Annotated in this window: 2 protein-coding genes; both read left to right on the top strand. The window is 72.3% G+C overall.

All coding sequences use genetic code 11. The features are described from left to right. Window positions 1–10: 10 nt before the first annotated feature. Window positions 11–12,358, top strand: a complete 12,348-nt coding sequence (locus KHP12_RS08260) for a type I polyketide synthase (RefSeq protein ID WP_246648474.1) — start codon at window positions 11–13, stop codon at window positions 12,356–12,358. A gap of 42 nt (window positions 12,359–12,400) precedes the next feature. Further along, on the top strand, window positions 12,401–24,523 hold the full coding sequence (locus KHP12_RS08250; RefSeq protein WP_211832303.1) for a type I polyketide synthase: 12,123 nt from the start codon (window positions 12,401–12,403) through the stop codon (window positions 24,521–24,523). The last annotated feature ends 13 nt before the right edge of the window (window positions 24,524–24,536 follow it).

Here is a 24,536-nt window from a genome sequence, read left to right as displayed (position 1 = left end):
CGCGGAACTGATGTCGGGTACCGAAGAGAAGCTCCGCCAGTACCTCAAGAAGGTCACGGCCGATCTGGGGCAGACGCGTCGACGACTTCGCGAGATGGAGGAGCGTGCCCAGGAACCGGTGGCCATCGTCAGCATGGCCTGCCGGTTTCCCGGCGGAATCACCTCGCCAGAGGACCTGTGGGAGCTGGTCGCCTCGCGCGGGGACGCGATCGGGGAGTTTCCGGCCGACCGCGGCTGGGACCTGACCGGGCTGTTCCACCCGGACCCCGACCACTCCGGCACCAGCTATGTCCGCCACGGCGGATTCCTGGACCGGGCCGACGGCTTCGACGCCACCTTCTTCGGCATCAGCCCCCGCGAGGCCCTGGCGGCCGAACCCCAGCAGCGCCAACTGCTCGAAGTCTCCTGGGAATTGCTCGAACGCGCCGGAATCGACCCCACTTCGCTGAAGGGCACCCCCACCGGGGTCTACGCGGGCGCCGGAATCCTCGGCTTCGGCACCCCGCGGATCGAGAAGAGCGCGGAAGGATATCTGCTCACCGGAAACACCCTGAGCGTCGTCTCCGGCCGGGTGGCCTTCACCCTCGGTCTGGAGGGCCCCGCGGTGACGGTGGACACGGCGTGTTCATCGTCGCTGGTGGCGATGCATCTCGCCTGCCAGGCGCTGCGGCAGGGGGAGTGCACCCTGGCCCTGGCCGGTGGCGTGACCGTGATGACCACCCCGAACACCTTTGTGGAGTTCTCCCGCCAGCGCGGCCTGGCCCCCGACGGCCGCTGCAAGCCCTTCGCGGCCGCCGCGGACGGCACGGGCTTCTCGGAGGGCGTGGGACTCCTGCTGCTGGAGCGGCTCTCCGACGCCCAGCGCAACGGCCACCAGGTGCTGGCCGTGCTCCGTGGCTCGGCCATCAACCAGGACGGCGCGTCGAACGGGCTCACCGCGCCGAACGGCCCTTCGCAGCAGCGAGTGATCCGCCAGGCGCTGATCAACGCACAGCTGTCCTCCGCCGAGGTGGACGCGGTGGAGGCCCATGGCACGGGCACCACACTGGGTGACCCCATCGAGGCCGAGGCGCTGCTCGCCGCGTACGGCCGGGACCGGCCGGAGGACCGGCCGCTGTGGCTCGGCTCGCTGAAGTCCAACATCGGCCATACGCAGGGCGCGGCGGGTGTGGCCGGTGTCATCAAGATGGTGATGGCCCTCCGCCACCAGCTGTTGCCCGCCACACTGCACGTCGACGAGCCGACCCCGCACGCGGACTGGTCCGGCGGGGCGGTGCGGCTGCTCACGGACCCGGTGGAGTGGCCGCGGAACGAGCGGCCCCGCCGGGCCGGGGTGTCCGCGTTCGGGATCAGTGGCACCAATGCGCATGTGATTGTGGAGCAGGCTCCTGAGGAGGATGTGGCGGCGCCGTCGTCTGTGGTGGGTGGGGTGGTGCCGTGGGTGGTGTCGGGGCGGAGTGTGGAGGCGTTGCGGGGGCAGGCTGGGGCGTTGGCTGAGCGGGTGGGGGGTGCGTCTGAGCTGTCGTCTGGGGATGTGGGGTGGTCGTTGGTCGCCACGCGGTCGGTGTTTGAGCATCGGGCGGTGGTGGTGGGTGGTGATCGGGCTGGGTTGTTGGCGGGTGTGGAGGCGTTGGCGGGGGGTGGGTCGCATCCGGGTGTGGTGCGGTCGGGCGTGGCGGCGTTGGCGGGTGATGTGGGTCCGGTGCTGGTGTTTCCGGGGCAGGGTTCGCAGTGGGTGGGGATGGGTGCGGAGTTGCTTGGGGTGTCGCCGGTGTTTGCGGCGCGGGTGGCGGAGTGTGAGCGGGCGCTGGGGCCGTTTGTGGATTGGTCGCTTTCGGATGTGTTGCGTGGGGTGGAGGGTGCGGCGGATTTGGGGCGGGTGGATGTGGTGCAGCCGGTGTTGTGGGCGGTGATGGTGTCGTTGGCGGCGGTGTGGGCGGGGTATGGGGTGTGTCCTGCGGCGGTGGTGGGTCATAGCCAGGGGGAGATTGCGGCGGCTGTGGTTGCGGGTGCGTTGTCGTTGGAGGACGGTGCGAGGGTTGTGGCGTTGCGGAGCAAGGCGTTGCGGCGGTTGGCCGGTGGTGGGGCGATGGCGTCGCTCGGTGTGGGTGAGGAGCGGGCGGGGCAACTGCTGTCGCAGCTTGGCGATCGGGCGGCTGGTGTGGGTGTGGCGGCCGTGAACGGGCCGTCATCGACGGTGGTGTCTGGTCCGCCGGTGCAGGTGGCCGCTGTGGTGGCCGGGTGTCAGGAGGCGGGGGAGCGGGCCCGGCTGATCGAGGTGGACTATGCCTCGCATGGTCCTCAGGTGGAGGGGATCCGTGAGGAGTTGCTTGAGGTTTTGGCCGGTGTCCGTCCGGTTGTCGGTGGTGCGGGTGAGGTGGCGTTTTATTCGACGGTGGCCGGTGGTCGAGTCGATGCGACTGGCCTCGATACGGACTATTGGGTGCGGAATCTGCGGGAGCGGGTGCGGTTCGCTGACGCGGTCGAGGCGTTGCTGGCGGATGGGCATCGGGTGTTTATCGAGGCCAGCACCCATCCGGTGCTGCTCCTCGGAATGCAGGAGTCCTTCGAGCGGGCGGGTGTGGACGCGGTCGCCGTACCCACCCTGCGTCGCGATCATGGTGGCCAGGCCCAGCTCCTGCACTCCCTCGCCCAGGCGTTCATCGCCGGGGTGGAGGTGGACTGGAGGCCCGCGTTCCCGGCCGATCCCACCCCTCGTACGGTCGATCTGCCCACGTATGCCTTCCAGCACCAGCGTTACTGGATGAACGCCTCGGGCACGGCGGGTGACCCCAGCGGCCTCGGTCTGGTCGCCGCGGGCCATCCGTTGCTGGGCGCCGCCGTGGAGCTGGCCGATGGAAGCACCCATCTGCTCACCGGGCGCATTGCGGCCGGTGGCGGTGAGGGCTGGCTCGGTGAGCACATCGTGGCGGGCGCGGCCCTGGCCCCGGGCGCGGCCCTGGTGGAGTGGGCCTTGCGAGCGGCCGACGAGGTCGGTTGTGGTGGGGTCGAGGAGCTGGCGCTGCACGTGCCGTTGGTGCTGCCCGGGTCGGGCGGACTGCGCATCCAGGTGGTGGTGGGCGCCCCAGCGGAGGACGGGCGGCGCGATGTGCGGATCTACTCCCGTCCGGATGGCGAGGCCGGCTCAGGCGCCGACGTGGGCTGGGTGTGCCACGCCGAGGGGGTGTTGAGCCCGGGGTCGGAGGCCGCGGACCGGTCGGTCGAGGGACTGGGCGGCACATGGCCTCCGGCGGGTGCGCAACCGGTGGACCTGGAGGGGTTCTACGAGCGCTCCGCGACGGCGGGCTATGCGTACGGGCCGTCCTTCCAGGGGCTGCGGGCCGTGTGGCGGGGCGGTGCGGACCTGTTGGCCGAAGTGGCGCTGCCCGAGGCGGCGGGCGACGCGGAGGGGTTCGGCATCCACCCGGCGTTGCTCGACGCGGCCCTGCACCCGGCCCTCCTGCTCGACACGGAGCCCGAACAGGAGCGGGACGGTGGCCAGGTGTGGTTGCCGTTCGCCTGGAACGGGGTGTCGCTGTGGGCCGGTGGAGCGAGCACCGTACGCGTTCGACTGTCCCCGCATCGGGACGGGGCCGGGGGCGAGCGCGGGCTGCGGCTGGTGGTGGCCGATGCCGTGGGCGACCCCGTTCTGACCGTCGACTCCCTGGTGACGCGACCGGCGGCCGTAGAGCAGTTGCGGGCTGGGGCAACGCGTGCTGCGGACGGTCTGTTCGTTCTCGACTGGACCCCACTGCCGCAGCCCACTCGGACCGACGAGCCGGTGGCCGATCGCGACAGCTGGACGGTGCTGGCGGCCGAGGGGGCTGGCCCGGATCTGGAGGCGGTGCTCGCGAGGCTCGATGACGGGGAGCCGGTCCCGGCCGTGGTGCTCGCCGAGTTCCCGCGCCCGGACGCCGATGCCGACGCCGTGGCCGACCTGGCGACCGCCGGTCTGGAGATGGCACAACGGGCTCTGGCGCTGGTGCAGACGTGGCTTGCCGAGCCCCGGCTTGCCGATGCCCGGTTGGTCGTGGTGACGCGCGGCGCGGTCGACGTCGCCGAGAGCGGTACGGATGTGGCCGCCGCCGCGCTCTGGGGCCTTCTGCGGAGCGCTCAGGCGGAGAACCCGGGGCGTTTCCTGCTGCTCGACCTGGGCCTCGCCCTCGCCCTCGACCTCGCCCCCGCCCTCGACCCTGGCCCGGCGGCCGATGTGAGTGCCGACAATGTACGGGACGCCGTCGCGCGGGCGATGGACCTGGACGAGCCGCAGTTGGCCGTGCGGGATGGCCGGGCGTGGGTGCCACGGCTGATCCGCGCCTCCGCCGACAGCGGTCCGGAGGGGCGGGACGCCCTGGCGGCGCTCGATCCCGATGGCACCGTGCTCGTGACGGGCGGCACCGGCACTCTCGGCGGCCTGGTGGCCGAACATCTGGTACGCACCTGGCAGGTCGGCCATCTGCTTCTGGTGAGCCGTCGCGGGCCGGAGGCCCCAGGAGCTCGCGAACTGGCGGCGCGATGCGAGGAGTTGGGCGCGCGGGTGCGGATCGCCGCCGTGGACGTCTCGGACGCGTCGGCGGTGGCCGAGCTCGTGGCGGGGATCGACACCGACCATCCACTGACCGGTGTCATCCATGCCTCGGGGCTCCTCGACGACGCGGTGGTGACCTCCCAGACACCCGAGCGGCTGGCCCGGGTGTGGGCGGCCAAGGCGGCGGGCGCGGCGCATCTGCACACCGCCACCGCCGACCTTCCGCTGTCGCTGTTCGCGATGTTCTCGTCGGCCGCCGGTGTCCTGGGCAGCCCCGGCCAGGCCAATTACGCGGCGGCGAACGCCTTTTGCGACGCCCTCGCCGCCCACCGTCAGGCCCACGGCCTCCCGGGGCTGTCGGTGGCCTGGGGCCTGTGGGCCCAGGCCAGCGAGCTGACCGGAAGGCTCGCCGCTACGGACCGGGCCCGGATGTCCCGCTCGGGCATCACCGCGATGTCCAGCGAGAAGGCGCTGGGCCTGCTCGATGCCGCCTGTGCGCAGGGTAGCTCCCTCTGTGTCGCCGCCGCTGTCGACACCGCCGGGGTGGCTCGTGCGGATCTTCCGGCGGTGTTGCGGGGGTTGGTGTCCGGCCGTGTCCGGCGGCGGGCCGCGGAGGGTGGTTCGTCGGTTTCGGGGTTGGTGGCTGAGTTGGTGGGGTTGGATGCGGCGGGTCGGTTGGATGTGGTGGTGGATGTGGTGCGGGGTGGTGTGGCGGTGGTGTTGGGGTTTGGTTCGTTGGGTGAGGTGCGGGTGGATGCGGCGTTCAAGGAGTTGGGTTTTGATTCGTTGACGGCGGTGGAGTTGCGTAATCGGTTGTCGGTGGTGACGGGGTTGCGGTTGCCGGCGACGTTGGTGTTCGACTATCCGACGCCTCGGGTGCTGGCGGAGTATCTGTGCGCCCGGCTGACCGGCGAGACCGCCGGGACCCGTGCTCCCCTCGCCGCGAGGGCCGACGCGGACGAGCCGATCGCCATCGTGGCGATGACCTGCCGCTTCCCGGGCGGGGTCAGCTCGCCGGAGGAGCTCTGGGATCTGGTCGCCTCGGGCCGTGACGCCATCGGGGAGTTTCCGACCGGCCGGGGCTGGGACCTGGACGGGCTCTTTCACCCCGACCCCGACCACCCCGGCACCTCGTACGCGCGCAAAGGCGGGTTCCTGTACGACGCCGATGCGTTTGACGCTGCGTTCTTCGGGATCAATCCGCGGGAGGCGCTGGCGACGGATCCGCAGCAGCGGTTGCTGTTGGAGGCGTCGTGGGAGGTGCTGGAGCGGGCGGGGATCGATCCGGTGTCGCTGAAGGGGAGCCCGACCGGTGTCTACGCGGGTGTGATGTACCACGACTACGCCGCCGGGCTCAGCGGCGGCGACGCACGGCTGGAGGGCTACGCCATGCTGGCCAGCTCGGGCAGTGTGGTCTCGGGCCGGGTGGCGTACACGCTGGGCTTCGAGGGTCCGGCGGTGACGGTGGACACGGCGTGTTCGTCGTCGCTGGTGGCGATGCATCTGGCGGCGCAGGCGCTGCGCCAGGGGGAGTGCACCCTGGCACTGGCCGGTGGCGTCACGGTGATGGCCACCCCGGATGTGTTCACCGGTTTCTCCCGCCAGCGCGGCCTGGCCCCCGATGGCCGCTGCAAGCCCTTCGCAGCCGCCGCCGATGGCACCGGCTGGGGCGAAGGCGTGGGCGTTCTGCTTCTGGAACGGCTGTCGGACGCCCGCCGCAACGGCCACGACGTCCTGGCGGTGATCCGTGGCTCGGCGGTCAATCAGGACGGCGCGTCCAATGGATTGACGGCGCCGAACGGGCCGTCGCAGCAGCGGGTGATCCGCCAGGCCCTGGCGAGCGCGGGGCTGTCGGCATCGGATGTCGATGCGGTGGAGGCGCACGGTACGGGGACGACGCTGGGCGATCCGATCGAGGCGCAGGCGCTGCTGGCCACGTACGGTCAGGAACGCCCGGCCGAGCGGCCGCTGCTGCTGGGCTCGATCAAGTCCAACATCGGGCATACGCAGGCGGCGGCGGGTGTCGCGGGCGTCATCAAGATGGTGCAGGCCATGCGCCATGGAATGCTGCCCGCCTCGTTGCACATCGATGAGCCGAGCCCGCATGTGGACTGGGGGAGCGGTGCGGTGCGGCTGCTGACCGAGGCGGTGGAGTGGCCGAACGGTGAGCGACCGCGCCGGGCCGGTGTGTCCTCGTTCGGCGCCTCCGGCACCAACGCCCATCTCCTTCTTGAGCAGGCCACCGAGCCGATCGAGTGCGTCACGACCGAGCCCGTGACCTCTCCCGACCACCTGCGGATCGTCCCATGGCCGCTGTCCGCACGGAGCGCGGAGGCGCTGCGTGGCCAGGCCGCCGCGCTGGCCGAACGCATGGCCGGGCGCCCGGAGATGTCGATGGTCGATGTGGGCTGGTCGCTCGCTTCCACCCGGTCGCTGTTCGAGCACCGGGCGGTGGCGTTGGGCGATGACCGCGCCGAGCTGCTGGCCGCCGTGGAGGCGCTGGCCACCGGTGACCCCCATCCGGGTGTGGTGCTCCCCGGCAGCGGAGCGGCGGCGGGCAAGACGGTGTGGCTCTTCAGCGGTCAGGGCAGTCAGCGGCAAGGGATGGGGGCGGGACTGTACGACCGATTCCCCGTGTTCGCCACGGCGTTCGACGAGGTCTGCGGACTGCTCGATCCCCATCTGGAACATCCCCTCGGCGATGTGGTCTTCCATGGTGTGGCCGAGCGGCCGGGGCTGCTGGACCACACCACCTATGCCCAGACGGGGCTGTTCGCGCTGCACATCGCCCTGGCGCGGCTGCTCGACTCGTTCGGCGTACGCCCGGACGCCGTCATCGGGCATTCGATCGGGGAGATCGCGGCCGCCCATGTAGCCGAGGTCTTCGACCTTCCCGACGCCTGCCGACTCGTGGCTGCCCGTGCCACGCTCATGGGCCACCTCCCCACCGGCGGGGGCATGGCCACCATCGCCGCCACCGCCGAGGAACTCGCCGAGGATCTGGCGGCATACGGCGGCCAGCTGGGCATCGCCGCTCTGAACACCCCGGGCAGCACCGTGGTCTCCGGTCCGATCGAACTGGTCGCCGACATCCGCGCAACCTGGGCGGCGAAGGGCCGCAAGACCAGGCCCCTGACGGTCAGCCACGCCTTCCACTCCCCGCTGATGGATCCCATCCTGGAGCCGTTCGCGCAGGCCATCGACGGCCTGACCTTCCACCGGCCCACCCTTCCGGTACTCAGCAACCTCACCGGTGAGCCGGCCGACGAGGAGATGGCCACGCCGGACTACTGGGTACGGCACATCCGTCAGCCCGTGCGATTCCACCCCGCCGTCGCTCATATCGCGCCCGAAACCGGCGCCTTCCTCGAACTCGGCCCCGACCCCGTCCTGGCCACCGCGACCCAGCACACCCTTCAGCACCTCGCCGCCGCCGCCGACGACGCGACGGCAGACACCGACGAGGGCGAGGGCGAGGGCCAGAGCGGGGCCGGGCGGCCGAGCCCGCTGGTGGCCGCCACCCTGAGCCGTAAACGGCCCGATGCCCACGCACTCGGCCACGCCCTCGCCCAACTCCACACCCATGGCACGGACGTCGGCTGGGCCCGCTGGTTCCCGGCCGATCCGGCGCCCCGGACGGTGGATCTGCCGACGTACGCCTTCCAGCGCGAGCGCTACTGGCTGGCGGCGCGCGGAGGCGTCGGGGACGTGGGGGCCGCCGGGCTACAGCGCGTCGAGCACGCACATCTGCCGGCGGCCGTCGGGCTCGCCGATGGCGGGCTGGTGCTGACCGGCCGGATCTCGGCCGGGGGCGCCGGGGGCTGGCTGGCCGAGCATGTGATGGCGGGCGCCGTGCTGGCGCCGGGCGCGGCCCTGGTGGAGTGGGCGCTGCGGGCCGCCGACGAGGCGGGCTGCGGCGGGGTGGAGGAGCTGGCGCTCCAGGTTCCGCTCGTCCTCCCCGCGTCCGGTGGGCTGCGCGTCCAGGTGGTGGCCGGCGTGGCCACCGAGGACGGGCGGCGCGATGTGCGGGTGTACTCCCGGCCCGACCATGATGTCGAGCCCGGCGCCGACCCGGGGTGGGTATGCCACGCCGAGGGCATCCTGGGCCCGCCGTCCCCGCAGAGCCCCGAGCGGGGCCCGGTGGACGAGCCGGGCCGGGCGTGGCCTCCGGTGGGCGCGGAGCCCGTACGGCTGGACGGGTTCTACGAACGCGCCGAGGCGTCCGGATACGCGTACGGGCCGTCGTTCCGTGGACTGCGGGCGGTGTGGCGGGACGGCACCGATGTGCTCGCCGAAGTGGCACTGCCCGACGCCGCCGGAGACCAGGAGGGGTTCGGCATCCACCCGGCACTGCTGGATGCCGCGCTGCATCCGGCGTTCCTCCTGGACCGGCCCGAGGAGGACCACGACGACGGCCGGGTGTGGCTGCCGTTCGCCTGGAACGGCGTATCGCTGTGGGCGGGCGGTGCCACAACCGTACGGGTGCGGCTCTCGCCCCAGCGGCAGGAGGCGGGTGGCGCCGATGGCGAGCGCGGGCTGCGGGTCGAGGTGGCCGACGCCGTGGGCGGTCCGGTGCTGACCGTCGACTCGCTGGTGATGCGACCGGCCGCCGTCGACCAGCTCCAGACCTCCGGTGGGCCGCGGGTGGACGGGTTGTTCACCCTGGAGTGGACGCCCCTGCCCGTCCCCGCACAGGACACCGATGCGGAGCGCCAGGAGCCGGACCCGGCGGACGGCGGCCGTTGGGTGGTACTGGGGCCTGACGAGAGCGGGCCATTCGTGCCGGACGCGGTACGCCATCCGCATCTGGAGGCGTTGGTGTCCACCCTCGGTGGTGACGACCCCGCCCCCTCGGTGGCCATCGCGTATCCGCCCGCCCTCGGCGACCCCTCCGGGAGGCACGTGGACACGGACCTGGCGGCCGCCGGTCTGGCGGCCTCGGAGCGGGTGCTGGAGCTGGTGCGGGGCTGGCTGGCCGAACCTCGGCTGGCAGACGCCCGGCTGGTGCTGGTCACGCGGGGAGCGGTGGCGATCGACGCCCCCGAGGCGGAGGGCGCCGGAGACGGCGGCGTGGACATGGCCGGGGCCGCCGTGTGCGGGCTGGTGCGCAGTGCGCAGGCGGAGAACCCGGGGCGATTCCTTCTGGTCGATCTCGACCCGGACGCCGAGCCGCTCGCGGAGGACGTGCGCGGCGCGGTGGCGTGTGCGGTGCGTCTGGACGAGCCGCAGGTCGCACTGCGGGCGGGACGGCTTCGGGTGCCCCGGCTGATCCGCGCCGGTGGCGCGAGCAGCGGAGGTGTGGCCGCACTGGTGGGCCGGCCCGCATGGCGGCTGGAACTGACCGGCGCGGCCACGATGGAGAACGTGAAGCCGGTGCCGTGCCCGGAGGTGCTCGAGCCCCTCGGGCCGCACCAGGTGCGGGTCGCGGTGCACGCGGCCGGTATCAACTTCCGCGACGCGCTGATCAGTTTGGGCATGGCCCCGGGCCAGACCGGGCTCGGTGGCGAGGGTGCCGGCGTGGTGGTCGACATCAGCCCCGAGGTGACCGGGCTCGCGGTGGGTGACCGGGTCATGGGGGTCTTCGACCGCGCGTTCGGCCCGACGGCGGTGACCGACGCCCGCATGGTGGCGCCCATTCCCGCCGGGTGGACCTATCCGCAGGCGGCCTCGGTGCCGGTGGCGTACCTGACCGCCTGGTACGGGCTCGTGGAGCTGGCCGGGCTCCGGGCCGGGGAGTCGGTGCTGATCCATGCCGCGACCGGCGGTGTGGGCATGGCGGCCGTGCGGATCGCCCGCCACCTGGGGGCGGAGGTCTACGCGACGGCGAGCCCGGCGAAGCACGGGGTGCTGGAGGAGATGGGCATCGACCAGGCGCACCGGGCCTCGTCGCGCGATCTGGACTTCGAGGAGGTGTTCCGCGAGGCCACCGGTGGACGTGGTGTCGATGTGGTGCTCAACAGCCTCGCCGGGCCTTTCGTCGACGCCTCCTTGCGGCTGTTGGGCGAGGGCGGCCGGCTGATGGAGATGGGCAAGACCGACCTCCGTGACCCCGAGCGTGTCGCGGAGGAGCATCCCGGGGTGACGTACCAGGTCTACGACCTGATCACCGATGCCGGACCCGAACGCATCGGCCGGATGCTGGGCGAACTGGGTGAGTTGTTCACCACGGGGGCGGCCGAGGCCGCCGGAGGCACTGGTGCCGCTGAGGTTGCCGGTGCCGCCAAGGCCGCGGGGGCAACCGGGGCCGCCGCCGGAGCCACCGGTGCCGCCGAGCTCACGGCAGCCACCGGAGACACCGAGGTCACCCGAGTCACTGGCGCCACCGGAGCTATCGAAGTCATCCGAGCGACCGCGGCCCCGCCGCCGCTGCCGGTGCGGACCTGGCCGCTGAGCCGGACACGTGAGGCGCTGCGCCATCTCAGCCAGGCCAGGCACACCGGCAAGCTGGTCCTGGACGTCCCCGCCCCGGTGGACCCGGACGGCACGGCCCTCGTCACCGGTGGCACCGGCACGCTGGGCGCGCTGGTCGCCGAACACCTCGTACGCGTGTGGCGGATCGGGCATCTGCTGCTGGTGAGCCGCCGGGGACCGGACGCGCCGGGTGCCCGGGACCTCGCCGCCCGGCTGACCGCCCTGGGCGCGCGGGTACGCGTCGTCGCGGCCGATGTCACCGACGCGACAACCGTGGCCGAGCTGGTGGCGGGAGTCGATCCCGAGCATCCGCTGACCGCGGTCATCCATGCCGCGGGTGTGCTGGACGACGCGGTCGTCACCGCGCAGACTCCCGAGCGGCTGGCGCGGGTCTGGGCGGCGAAGGCCACCGCCGCGGCACATCTGCACACCGCGACGGCGCATCTGCGCCTGGGCGCGTTCGTGCTGTTCTCGTCGGCCGCCGGGGTCATGGGCAGCCCGGGGCAGGCCAACTACGCGGCGGCCAACGCCTTCTGCGACGCGTTGGCGGCCCACCGCCAGGCGCTGGGCCTGCCGACGGTCTCGGTGGCGTGGGGCCTGTGGGCCGAGTCCAGCGAGATGACCGGCGGCCTCGCCGATGCGGACCTGGCCCGGATGTCCCGCTCGGGCGTCACCGCGATGGCCGCGGACCACGCCCTCCGGCTGCTCGACGCGGCGTCCGAGCACGGCGGCCACCAACTGATCGCGGCGGATATGGACACCCGTGTCCTCGCCGCCCAGCCCGTCGGCAGTATCCCCGCAACGCTCCGCGCCCTCGCCGCCTCCGGTGCCGGTGGCGCGGTGGCGCGGCGTACGGCGGCGGCAGCCGACGCACGGCCGGACGACTGGGCCGACCGGCTGGCGGGCCTGTCCGCCGCGGAACAGCAACGCGCCGTTCTCCAGTTGGTCCGTGGCCATGTGGTCACCGTGCTCGGACACGCCGACGCCGAAGCGGTGCAGGCGGACACCAACTTCAAGGAGCTGGGCTTCGACTCCCTGACCGCCGTCGAACTGCGCAACCGGCTCGCCGCCGCCACCGGTCTGCGCCTGCCCGCCGCCCTCGTCTTCGACTATCCGGACGCGGCGGTGCTCGCCGACTACCTGCTGGAGCGCATCGCCCCGGCGGTCGGCACCACGCCGGGCCGGGGCGGCGCCGATCCGGTCCTCAACGAACTGGCCAGGCTCGAAACCACTCTGATCGGCCTCGAGATGGCAGACGACGACTCGGCGGCGGTCACGGCACGGCTCGAAGGCCTGCTGGCGAAGTGGAAGGCGACACGAAAGCCGGCGGAGGAAGAGATGACCGCCGCGGAGAGGCTGGAGTCCGCGTCCGCGGCCCAGGTTCTCGACTTCATCGACAACGAACTGGGTGTGTCCTGAATGTGCCGCGCGCGACGACCGCTGAGGGCCGGGTGAAACCTCATGGTGAACGTGAATGAAGAGAAACTGGTCGAGTATCTCAAGCGCGTTTCCGCGGATCTGCACGATACGCGCCTGCGTCTGCGTGAGGTGGAGGAGCGATACCAGGAGCCGATCGCGGTCGTGAGCATCGCCTGCCGGTTCCCGGGCGGGGTGAACACGCCCGAGGACCTGTGGCGCCTGGTCGCGGGCGGTGTCGACGCCATCGGGGACTTCCCCACCGACCGCGGCTGGGACCTCGACAGCCTCTATCACCCGGACCCGGACCACCCCGGCACCACCTATGTCCGCCGGGGCGGGTTCCTCTACGACGCCGACCGATTCGACCCGCAGTTCTTCGGCATCAGCCCGCGCGAGGCGCTCGCCACCAGCCCCCAGCAGCGACTGTTGCTGGAAACCGCCTGGGAGGCATGCGAACGGGCGGGAATCGACCCGGTGTCCCTCAAGGGCTCCCGTACGGGCGTCTACGCCGGGACGGCCACCACCGGCGGCACCACATCGGGTGACCTTCCGCAGAAGGGATCCGAGGGCTACGCGGGCAACGCACCCAGTCTGCTGTCGGGCCGGGTGGCGTACACCCTCGGCCTGGAGGGACCGGCCGTCACGGTGGAGACGGCCTGCTCGTCCTCGCTGGTCGCGATCCATCTGGCCTGCCAGGCGCTGCGGCAGGAGGAGTGCGCCCTGGCCCTGGCCGGCGGGGTGACGGTGATGACCACCCCCGAGGTGTTCACCGGCTTCTCCCGGCAGCGCGGGCTGTCCCCGGACGGGCGGTGCAAGGCGTTCTCGGCGAACGCCGACGGAACAGGATGGGGCGAAGGCGTCGGCCTGGTGCTGCTGGAGCGGCTGTCCGACGCCCGGCGCAACGGCCATCGGGTACTGGCGGTCGTCCGGGGCTCGGCCGTCAACCAGGACGGCGCCAGCAACGGCTTCACCGCGCCGAACGGCCCCTCCCAGCAGCGGGTCATCCGCCAGGCCCTCGCCAGCGCCCGGCTCGCCCCGTCCGAGGTGGACGCGGTGGAGGCGCACGGCACGGGCACCAAACTGGGCGACCCGATCGAAGCCGACGCGCTGATCGCCACGTACGGCCGGGACCGGCCGGAGGACCGGCCGCTGTGGCTCGGCTCGCTGAAGTCCAACATCGGCCATACGCAGGGCGCGGCGGGTGTGGCCGGTGTCATCAAGATGGTGATGGCCCTGCGGCACGGCGTGCTCCCGGCCACCCTCCATGCCGAGGAGCTGACGCCCCATGTGGAGTGGGACGGCGGCGGTGTACGGCTGCTGACCGAGCCGGTGGAATGGCCGAACGGGGAGCGCCCGCGCCGGGCCGGTGTGTCGTCCTTCGGGATCAGTGGCACCAATGCGCATGTGATTGTGGAGCAGGCTCCTGAGGAGGATGTGCCGACGGCGTCGTCTGTGGTGGGTGGGGTGGCGCCGTGGGTGGTGTCGGGGCGGAGTGTGGAGGCGTTGCGGGGGCAGGCTGGGGCGTTGGCTGAGCGGGTGGGGGGTGCGTCTGAGCTGTCGTCCGTCGATGTGGGGTGGTCGCTGGTCACCACTCGGTCGGTGTTTGAGCATCGGGCGGTGGTGGTCGGTGATTCCCGTGCGGAGTTGTTGGCGGGTGTGGAGGCGTTGGCGGGGGGTGGGTCGCATCCGGGTGTGGTGCGGTCGGGTGCGGCGGCGTTGGCGGGTGATGTGGGTCCGGTGCTGGTCTTCCCCGGTCAGGGTTCGCAGTGGGTGGGGATGGGTGCGGAGCTGCTGGAAGCGTCGCCCGTGTTTGCGGCGCGGGTGGCGGAGTGCGAGCGGGCACTGGCGCCGTATGTGGACTGGTCGCTTTCGGATGTGCTGAGCGGTGCGGAGGGTGCGGCGGATTTGGGGCGGGTGGATGTGGTGCAGCCGGTGTTGTGGGCGGTGATGGTGTCGTTGGCGGCGGTGTGGGCGGGGTATGGCGTACGTCCTGCGGCGGTGGTGGGCCATAGTCAAGGTGAGATCGCGGCGGCTGTTGTCGCGGGTGCGCTGTCCCTGGAAGACGGTGCGAAGGTCGTGGCGTTGCGCAGCAAGGCGTTGCGGCGGTTGGCCGGTGGTGGGGCGATGGCGTCGCTCGGTGTGGGTGAGGAGCGGGCGGGGCAGCTGCTGTCCGACCTGGGAGACCAGGCCGTTGGCGTAGGTGTGGCAGCCGTCAACGGCCCTTCCTCCACGGTGCTTTCTGGTCCGCCGGAGCAGGTGGCCGCTGTCGTGGCCGTGTGTCAGGAGGCGGGGGAGCGGGCCCGACTGATCGAGGTGGACTATGCCTCGCACGGACCTCAGGTGGAAGAGATCAGCGGTGAGTTGATGCGGGTGCTGGAGGGTGTCCGTCCGCTCGATACGTCCGGTTCGGGCACGGCGTTCTACTCGACCGTGACTGGCGGCCGTGCCGTCACCACCGACTTGGACGCCGCCTACTGGGTGACCAATCTCCGTGAGCGGGTCCGGTTCACCGATGCCGTTCAGGCGCTCCTGGCGGACGGGCATCGGGTGTTCATCGAGACCAGCACCCACCCCGTGCTCACCCTCGGAATGCAGGAGACCTTCGAGGAAACCGAGATCCCGGCTGTTACCGTGCCCACCCTGCGCCGCGATCACGGCGGCCAGGCTCAGCTCCTCCACTCCCTCGCCCAGGCGTTCACCGCCGGGGTCAACGTCGACTGGGAGGCCGCGTTCCCGGGTGACTCCACCCCTCGTACGGTCGATCTGCCCACGTACGCCTTCCAGCGCCAGCGGTACTGGGCCACTGCCACCGGCGGGGTCGGTGATGTGGGTGCCGCGGGGTTGCAGCGGGTGGAGCATCCGTTGTTGCGGGCGGCGGTGGGTCTCGCCGATGGCGGGCTGGTGCTGACCGGACGGGTGTCGGCCACCAGCGGTGTCGGCTGGCTCGGCGACCATGTGGTGGCCGGAGCGTCGCTGATGCCGGGTGCGGCGTTGGTGGAGTGGGCGTTGCGGGCGGCCGATGAGACGGGCTGTGGCGGCATCGAGGAACTGGCGCTGCACATGCCGTTGGTGCTGCCGGAGTCGGGTGGGCTGCGGGTGCAGATCGTGGTGGGCGGGGCCGCCGAGGACGGGCGGCGCGAGGTGCGGGTGCACTCCCGGCCCGACCGCGATGCCGGGCCCGGCGCCGATCCGGACTGGGTGACCCACGCGGAGGGCGTCCTGAGCCCGTCGGCGGCGTCTGCCGCGCCGAGCGCGGCCGAGGAGCCGGTGGGAGTCTGGCCTCCCGAGGGCGCGAAGCCCTTGGACGTCGAGGACTTCTACGAGCATGCCGCGGCGGCGGGCTATGCGTACGGGCCGTCGTTCCAAGGGGTGCGCGCCGTGTGGCGGGACGGTGCGGATCTGCTGGCCGAGGTGGCGCTGCCCGAGGCGGCCGGCGACGCGGATGGATTCGGCATCCATCCGGCACTGCTCGACGCCGCCCTGCATCCCATGCTGCTCGACGCCGACATCGAGTCGGCCGACGATGGGGGGATGCGGCTGCCGTTCGCCTGGAACGGTGTGTCGTTGTGGGCCACGGAGGCGACCACCGTCCGGGTCCGGCTCTCGCCCCATCAGGACGGCACGGCGGGGGAGCGCGGGTTGAGGGTGGTCGTGGCCGATGGCATGGGCGCCCCGGTGCTCACGGTCGAATCCCTGACGATGCGCCCCGCCGACCCCCGTCAGCTGCGATCCATGGGCGGACATGGCGTCGATGGGCTGTTCACGCTGGACTGGATCCCGATGCCCGACGTGCCGGACGCGGATGCCTCCGACACCATGGGCTGGGCCGTACTGGGCGAGGACGCTCTGCACCTGGCCGTGGAGCCCGGACCCGGCGGCGGGGGAGTGGTGTGCCATCCGGGTCTCGAAGCGCTGGTCGCCGCGCTCGACGACGGTACGCCACCTCCCGCGTTCGCCGTGACCTACCTGCCCGCCGACGGTGGTTCCGCGGAGGCCGGAGCCGTGGCGAGGGCGGCTGATGGCTTGGCCGCCGTCGGCCATGCGCTGGAGTTGGCGCAGGGGTGGCTTGCCGAGCCCCGGCTGGCCGATGCCCGGTTGGTGGTGGTGACACGCGGCGCGGTGTCGACCGGCGACCCTGATGAAGGCGGGGATTCCGGCGACGGAGAGCTGAACGCGGCCGCCGCCGGGCTGTGGGGTCTGCTGCGGAGTGCGCAGGCGGAGCACCCGGACCGGTTCGTCCTCCTCGACCTCCACCAGACCACCGATCCGGCCGCGGATGAGGTGGCGGATGCCGTGCTCCGTGCCGTACGCGCGGATGAGCCACAGGTGGCGCTGCGCACCGGACGGCTGATGGTGCCCCGGCTGATGCGCGCGCGTGTCACCGACAGTGCCGACGAGACGGAATCCGGCGGGCCGACCCCCGCTGGGCTCGACCCGGACGGCACGGTGCTGATCACCGGTGGTACGGGCCTGCTGGGCGGTCTGGTGGCCGAGCATCTCGTACGTACGTGGCAGGTCAAGCATCTGGTCCTGGTCAGCCGACGTGGCTCGGACGCGCCCGGCGCACCGGAGTTGGCCGAGCGGCTGAGCGACCTGGGTGCACAGGTGCGGATCGCGGCAGTGGATGTCACGGACGCCGACGCGGTGGCGGACGCCGTGGCCGGTGTCGACTCGGCGCATCCGCTGACCGGTGTCATTCATGCGGCGGGGCTGCTGGATGACGCGGTGGTCACCTCACAGACGCGGGAACAGGTGGCGCGGGTGTGGGCGGCGAAGGCCACGGCGGCCGCCCATCTGCACACCGCCACGGCGGATCATCCGCTCCGCATGTTTGTGATGTTCTCCTCGGCCGCCGGAGTCGTGGGCAACGCGGGTCAGGCCGGATACGCGGCCGCCAACGCCTTTGTCGACGCGCTGGTTGCCCGTCGACGGGCGCTGGGGCTACCCGGGACTTCCCTCGCTTGGGGGCTGTGGGAGCAGGCCAGCGAGATGACCGGGCATGTGGGTCAGGCGGATCTGACGCGGCTGCGCGGAATGAGGCCGTTGGCGTCCGAGCGCGGGCTGGCCCTGCTGGATGCCGCTTGCCGGTGCGCGAACCCGCTGATGGTGGCCGTGGACTTCGACCCTGCTGGGGTGGCTGGTGAGGATCTTCCGGCGGTGTTGCGGGGGTTGGTGTCCGGCCGTGTCCGGCGGCGGGCCGCGGAGGGTGGTTCGTCGGTTTCGGGGTTGGTGGCTGAGTTGGTGGGGTTGGATGCGGCGGGTCGGTTGGATGTGGTGGTGGATGTGGTGCGGGGTGGTGTGGCGGTGGTGTTGGGGTTTGGTTCGTTGGGTGAGGTGCGGGTGGATGCGGCGTTCAAGGAGTTGGGTTTTGATTCGTTGACGGCGGTGGAGTTGCGTAATCGGTTGTCGGTGGTGACGGGGTTGCGGTTGCCGGCGACGTTGGTGTTCGACTATCCGACGCCTCGGGTGCTGGCGGAGTATCTGTGCACCCGGCTGACCGGCGAGACCGCGGGATCCCCTGTTCCCGTCGTCGCGAGGGCCGACGCGGACGATCCGATCGCGATCATCGGCATGACCTGCCGTTTCCCGGGAGGTGCGAACTCGCCCGAAACGCTGTGGGACCTGGTCGCCTCGGGGAAAGACGTGATCGGGGAGTTTCCCACCGGCCGGGGCTGGGACCTGGACGGACTGTTCCATCCGGACCCCGATCACCCGGGCACCAGCTATGCCAACGAGGGCGCCTTCCTCCATGACGCCGACGCCTTCGATGCGGCGTTCTTCGGGATCAATCCGCGGGAGGCGCTGGCGACGGATCCGCAGCAGCGGTTGCTGTTGGAGGCGTCGTGGGAGGTGCTGGAGCGGGCGGGGATCGATCCGGTGTCGTTGAAGGGGAGCCCGACCGGTGTCTACGCGGGTGTGATGTACCACGACTACGCCGCCGGGCTCAGCGGCGGCGGCGCGGATGTGAAGCTCGAGGGCTATGCGATGCTCGCGGGTTCGGGCAGCGTGGTCTCGGGTCGGGTGGCGTACACGCTGGGCTTCGAGGGTCCGGCGGTGACGGTGGACACGGCGTGTTCGTCGTCGCTGGTGGCGATGCATCTGGCGGCGCAGGCGCTGCGCCAGGGGGAGTGCACCCTGGCACTGGCCGGTGGCGTCACGGTGATGGCCACCCCGGATGTGTTCACCGGTTTCTCCCGCCAGCGCGGCCTGGCCCCCGATGGCCGCTGCAAGCCCTTCGCAGCCGCCGCCGATGGCACCGGCTGGGGCGAAGGCGTGGGCGTTCTGCTGCTGGAACGGCTGTCGGACGCCCGCCGCAACGGCCACGACGTCTTGGCGGTGATCCGTGGCTCGGCGGTCAATCAGGACGGCGCGTCCAATGGATTGACGGCGCCGAACGGGCCGTCGCAGCAGCGGGTGATCCGCCAGGCCCTGGCGAGCGCCGGGCTGTCGCCGTCCGACGTCGATGCGGTGGAGGCGCACGGTACGGGGACGACGCTGGGCGATCCGATCGAGGCGCAGGCGCTGCTGGCCACGTACGGTCAGGAACGCCCGGCCGAGCGGCCGCTGCTGCTGGGCTCGATCAAGTCCAACATCGGGCATACGCAGGCGGCGGCGGGTGTCGCGGGCGTCATCAAGATGGTGCAGGCCATGCGCCATGGAATGCTGCCCGCCTCGTTGCACATCGATGAGCCGAGCCCGCATGTGGACTGGGGGAGCGGTGCGGTGCGGCTGCTGACCGAGGCGGTGGAGTGGCCGAACGGTGAGCGACCGCGCCGGGCCGGTGTGTCCTCGTTCGGCGCCTCCGGCACCAACGCCCATGTGATCCTCGAACAGGCTCCTGTGGAGGACCGGCCGGAGGCTGAGGCAGTCTCCTCCGACATGGGCACGGTCGCGTGGGTGCTTTCCGCGCGGAGCGCGGAGGCGCTGCGCGGCCAAGCCGCCGCCCTGGCTGAGCGGGTGGGCGGCGCGTCCGAGCTCTCGCTCGTCGATGTGGGGTGGTCGTTGGTCACCACGCGATCGGTGTTCGAGCATCGGGCGGTGGTGGTGGGCGATGGCCGCGCGGAGCTGTTGGCCGCCGTGGAGGCGTTGGCGGGGGATGCGTCGCATCCAGGTGTCGTGCGGTCGGGAGCGGCGGCGCTGACGGGAGACGTCGGCCCGGTGCTGGTCTTCCCCGGTCAGGGTTCGCAGTGGGCCGGTATGGGGGCGGAGCTGCTGGAAGCGTCGCCCGTGTTCGCGGCGCGGGTGGCGGAGTGCGAGCGGGCGCTGGGGCCGTATGTGGATTGGTCGCTTTCGGATGTGTTGCGTGGGGTGGAGGGTGCGGCGGATCTAAGGCGGGTGGATGTGGTGCAGCCGGTGTTGTGGGCGGTGATGGTGTCGTTGGCGGCGGTGTGGGCCGGACATGGCGTACGTCCTGCGGCGGTGGTGGGCCATAGTCAAGGTGAGATCGCGGCGGCTGTCGTCGCGGGTGCGCTGTCCCTGGAGGACGGTGCGAAGGTCGTGGCGTTGCGCAGCAAGGCGTTGCGGCAGCTGGCCGGTGGCGGGGCGATGGCCTCCCTCGGTGTGGGTGAGGAGCGGGCGGGGCAGCTGCTGTCCGACCTGGGAGACCAGGCCGTTGGCGTAGGCGTCGCAGCCGTGAACGGGCCCTCCTCCACCGTGATTTCTGGTCCGCCGGAGCAGGCGGCCGCTGTGGTGGCCGTGTGTCAGGAGGCGGGGGAGCGGGCCCGACTGATCGAGGTGGACTATGCCTCGCACGGCCCTCAAGTGGACCAGATCCGCGAGGAGTTGGGCGAGCTCTTGGCCGGTGTCCGTCCGCTCGATGCGTCCGGCTCGGGCACGGCGTTCTACTCGACCGTGGCCGGTGGCCGGGTCGACGGCTCCGTCCTGGATACGGACTACTGGGTACGGAATCTCCGTGAACGGGTGCGGTTCACCGATGCCGTTCAGGCGCTCCTGGCGGACGGGCATCGGGTGTTCATCGAGGCCAGCACCCACCCCGTGCTCACCCTCGGTCTCCAGGAGACCTTCGAGGAAGCCGAGATCCCCGCCGTCACCGTGCCCACCCTGCGCCGCGATCACGGCGGCCGGGCCCAGCTCCTCCACTCCCTCGCCCAGGCGTTCACCGCCGGGGTCGACGTCGACTGGACCATCCTGTATCCGAGCTCCCCGGCCCCCAGCGTGGTCGCCCTGCCCACCTACGCGTTCCAGCGCGAGCGCTACTGGCTCGACGGCCACGGCGGACGCGCCGGCGACCCGGCCGACCTGGGGCTGGTCTCCGCCGGACATCCGCTGCTTGGCGCCGCTGTGGAGCTCGCCGATGGCCGTGGCCATGTGCTGACGGGCCGGATTTCGGCGCGTACGCACACATGGCTGGGTGAGCATGTGGTGGCGAACGCGGTGTTGGTCCCCGGCGCTGCGCTGGCCGAGTGGGTGCTGCGGGCGGCCGATGAGGTCGGCTGCGGCGGTGTGGACGAGCTGGCGCTGCACGTGCCACTCGTCTTGCCGCCGTCGGGCGGGCTGCGGGTGCAGGTCGTCGTGGGCGAGGCCGCCGAGGACGGGCGCCGTGACGCGCGGGTGTACTCCCGGCCCGCCGCCGGCGAAGGAGACTCCGGCACGGGCTGGATCTGCCATGCGGAGGGTGTGCTGAGCCCGCCCCCGGACCGTTCCCACGAGGCGCCGGGACGGGGCGGGGCATGGCCTCCGGCCGGTGCGGCACCGCTCGGCGTCGACGGGTTCTACGACCGGGTCGCGGCCTCGGGCTATGCCTACGGGCCGTCCTTCCAGGGGCTGCGGGCCGTGTGGCGGGACGGGGCCGACGTATGCGCTGAGGTGGTTCTGCCCGAGGCCGCCGGGGAGCAGACCGGATTCGGCATCCACCCGGCGCTGTTGGACGCCGCGTTGCATCCCGCGCTGCTGATCGACCAGCTCGACACGCACGATGACACCGGGACGGCCGGAGGCGAACCCACCGATGGCCGGGTCTGGCTGCCCTTCGCCTGGAACGGTGTGACGTTGTGGGCGGCCGGGGCGACCACGGTCCGGGTACGTCTCTCTCCCCACCAGGAGACCGCCGAGGGCGAGCGTGCCCTGCGGCTGACCGTGGCCGACGCCGTCGGCGCTCCGGTGCTGACCGTCGACTCCGTGGCGATGCGGCCCGCGAGCGTCGATCAGCTGCGGGCGGCGGTGGCTCCGGGTGGCCACGTCACGGACAGCCTGTTCACCGTCGAGTGGACCCCCCTGCCGCTCGCGGCCGGGGCCGGAGAGGCGGCGGCCGGGGACGGTGGCTGGGCGGTCCTGGGCACCGGTGGCCACCCGGATCCGGCCGCGCTCGTCGCGGCCCTCGATGACGACGAGCCCGCACCGCCCGTCGTTCTCGCCGATATGGCCGATATGGCCGATATGGCCGACCTGACGAAGCCCACCCGTGAGGGCGCCGAGGAAGCGTCGGCCGAGGCGCTGTCGACGACCGAACGGGCGCTGGGGCTGGTACGGGCCTGGCTGGCCGAACCACGGCTGGCGGATGCCCGGTTGGTCGTGGTCACGCGAGGCGCGGTCGCGGTCGACGGCCCCGAGAGCACCGCCCGGGTGGACCTGGCCGCGGCCGCCGTATGGGGCCTCGTGCGCAGCGCACAGTCGGAGCACCCCGGACGCTTCGTCCTCCTCGACCGCGACGATGAGCCCGACTCCCGAGTCGACTCCCCAACCGGCCCCCACACCGACGCCGTCCGCGTCGCCGTGGCGCGCGCCGTGCAGATGGACGAGCCCCAACTGGCCCTGCGCACAGGCCGGGCCCTCGTGCCCCGCCTGGTCCAGGCCGGTACCGGAGGCGCGGGGCTGGTGGGCCCCGTGGCGCAGCCGGAGGCATGGCGGCTGGACACGGCGGGCACGGCCACCCTGGAGAACGTCGTACCGGTGCCCTGCCCCGAGGTGCTGGAGCCGCTGGGCGCGGGCCAGGTGCGGATCGCCGTACGCGCCGCCGGTGTCAACTTCCGTGACGTCGTGGTCAGTTTGGGCATGGTGCCCGGCCAGACCGGACTCGGCGGAGAGGGCGCCGGAGTCGTGGTGGACATCGGCCCCGAGGTGACCCACGTGTCCGTGGGCGACCGCGTCATGGGCGTCCTCGACCAGTCGTTCGGACCGCTCGCGGTCACCGACGCGCGGTTGCTGGCGCCGATCCCGGATGGCTGGAGCTTCCGGCAGGCGGCGGCCGTACCGGTGGCCTGTCTGACCGCCTGGTACGGACTGACGGACCTCGCCGGGCTGCGCCCCGGGGAGTCGGTGCTGATCCATGCCGCGACCGGTGGCGTGGGAACGGCCGCCGTACGGATGGCACGGCACCTGGGCGCGGAGGTCTACGCGACGGCGAGCCCGGCGAAGCACGGGGTGCTGGAGGAGATGGGCATCGATGCGGCCCATCGGGCCTCGTCGCGCGATCTGGACTTCGAGGAGGTGTTCCGCGAGGCCACCGGCCGACGTGGCGTCGATGTGGTGCTCAACAGCCTCGCCGGGCCCTTCGTCGATGCCTCGCTCCGGCTCCTCCGCGAAGGCGGCCGGTTGCTGGAGATGGGCAAGACCGACATCCGCGACCCGGAGCTGATCGCGGCCGAGTATCCCGGAGTGACGTATCGTGTCTACGACCTGATCACCCACGCCGGTCCGGACCGCATCGGCGAAATGCTCCGCGAACTGGGCGAGTTGTTCGCATCCGGTGCGCTCGAACCGCCCCCGGTACACGCATGGCCGCTCAGCCGGGCACGTGAGGCGCTGCGCCATCTCAGCCAGGCCAAGCACACCGGCAAGCTGGTGCTGGACGTCCCCGCCCCGGTGGACCCGGACGGCACCGTGCTCATCACCGGCGGCACCGGCACCCTCGGCGCTCTGGTGGCCGAACATCTCGTCCGCACCTGGAACATCCGCCATCTGCTGCTGGTGAGCCGCGGCGGCCCCGACGCACCCGGGGCGAAGGAGCTGGTGGCCCGGCTCGCCGATCTGGGCGCCGAGGTCCGGATCGAGGCGGTGGACGTCACCGACGGCGCCGCGGTGCACGGCCTCGTCGCGGGCGTCGACCCGGCGCACCCCCTGACCGGTGTCGTCCACGCGGCGGGCGTACTGGACGACGCGGTGGTCACCTCGCAGACCCCGGAGCGGCTGGCGCGGGTGTGGGGGCCCAAGGCCACGGCCGCGGCCCATCTGCACGCCGCCACCGCGCGGCTGCGGCTCGGCATGTTCGTGATGTTCTCCTCGGCCGCGGGTGTGCTGGGCAGCCCGGGCCAGGCCAACTACGCGGCGGCCAACGCCTATTGCGACGCCCTGGCCGTCCACCGCCAGGCCATGGGCCTCCCGGCCGTATCGGTGGCCTGGGGCCTGTGGGCCGATGCGAGCGGTATGACCGGGCATCTGGACGAGGCGGACCTGGCCAGGATGTCCCGCTCCGGCATCGCCGCCATGTCCGGTGCGCGGGCGCTGGGGCTGATGGACGCCGCATGCTGGCACGGCGCCCCGCACCCCGCGGCCGTACAGCTGGACCTCCGGACCCTGGCCGCCCGGCCCGCTGACACCCTGCCCGCCCTGCTGCGCACGCTCCTCGACAGCGGGACGACCCCCCGTCGTACCGCCGCCACCGGGGCGCCCGCCGCCGGTCTGGTCACCCGGCTCAGGGCGGTGCCCGCCGAGGAGCAGCACCGGATCCTGCTCACGCTCGTGCGCACACAGGCCGCGGCGGTGCTGGGCCACACCGACGCCGGGGCGGTGTCCGGTGACACCCCGTTCAAGGACCTGGGCTTCGACTCGCTGACCGGTGTCGAACTGCGCAACCGGCTCGCCGCCGCCACCGGGCTGCGGCTGCCCGCCACCGTCGTCTTCAGGCATCCGACGCCGTCGGCCATCGCCGCCGAACTGCGCGAGCAGCTGTGCCCCGCGCAGCCGGACACCTCGGCGCCCGCGTTCGACGAGCTGGAGCGGCTGGAGGCCGCGATGGCGGGGCTCGGCGCCCACGACGAGGCCCGCGGCCGGCTGGCGAAGCGCCTGGAGGCGCTGCTGTGGCGGCTCAGCGACGGCACACCGGCCGAGGCCACCGGCGAGCACCGCCCCGCCGCGGACGACGGCGCCCTCGACTCCGCGTCGGACGACGAGTTGTTCGAGTTCATCGACAGGGAACTGCCCTCTTGATCGTGAGTGAGGA

The organism is Streptomyces asiaticus (assembly GCF_018138715.1).
Classification (GTDB): domain Bacteria; phylum Actinomycetota; class Actinomycetes; order Streptomycetales; family Streptomycetaceae; genus Streptomyces; species Streptomyces asiaticus.
Note: the sequence above shows the minus strand (reverse complement) of the source record. Positions and strands in the feature narration are given on the sequence as shown.

Bases quoted from the DNA above. Each gene is read 5' to 3' on its own strand.
- KHP12_RS08260 (WP_246648474.1), top strand. From the start codon at position 11: ATGTCGGGTACCGAAGAGAAGCTCCGCCAGTACCTCAAGAAGGTCACG.
- KHP12_RS08250 (WP_211832303.1), top strand. From the start codon at position 12,401: ATGGTGAACGTGAATGAAGAGAAACTGGTCGAGTATCTCAAGCGCGTT.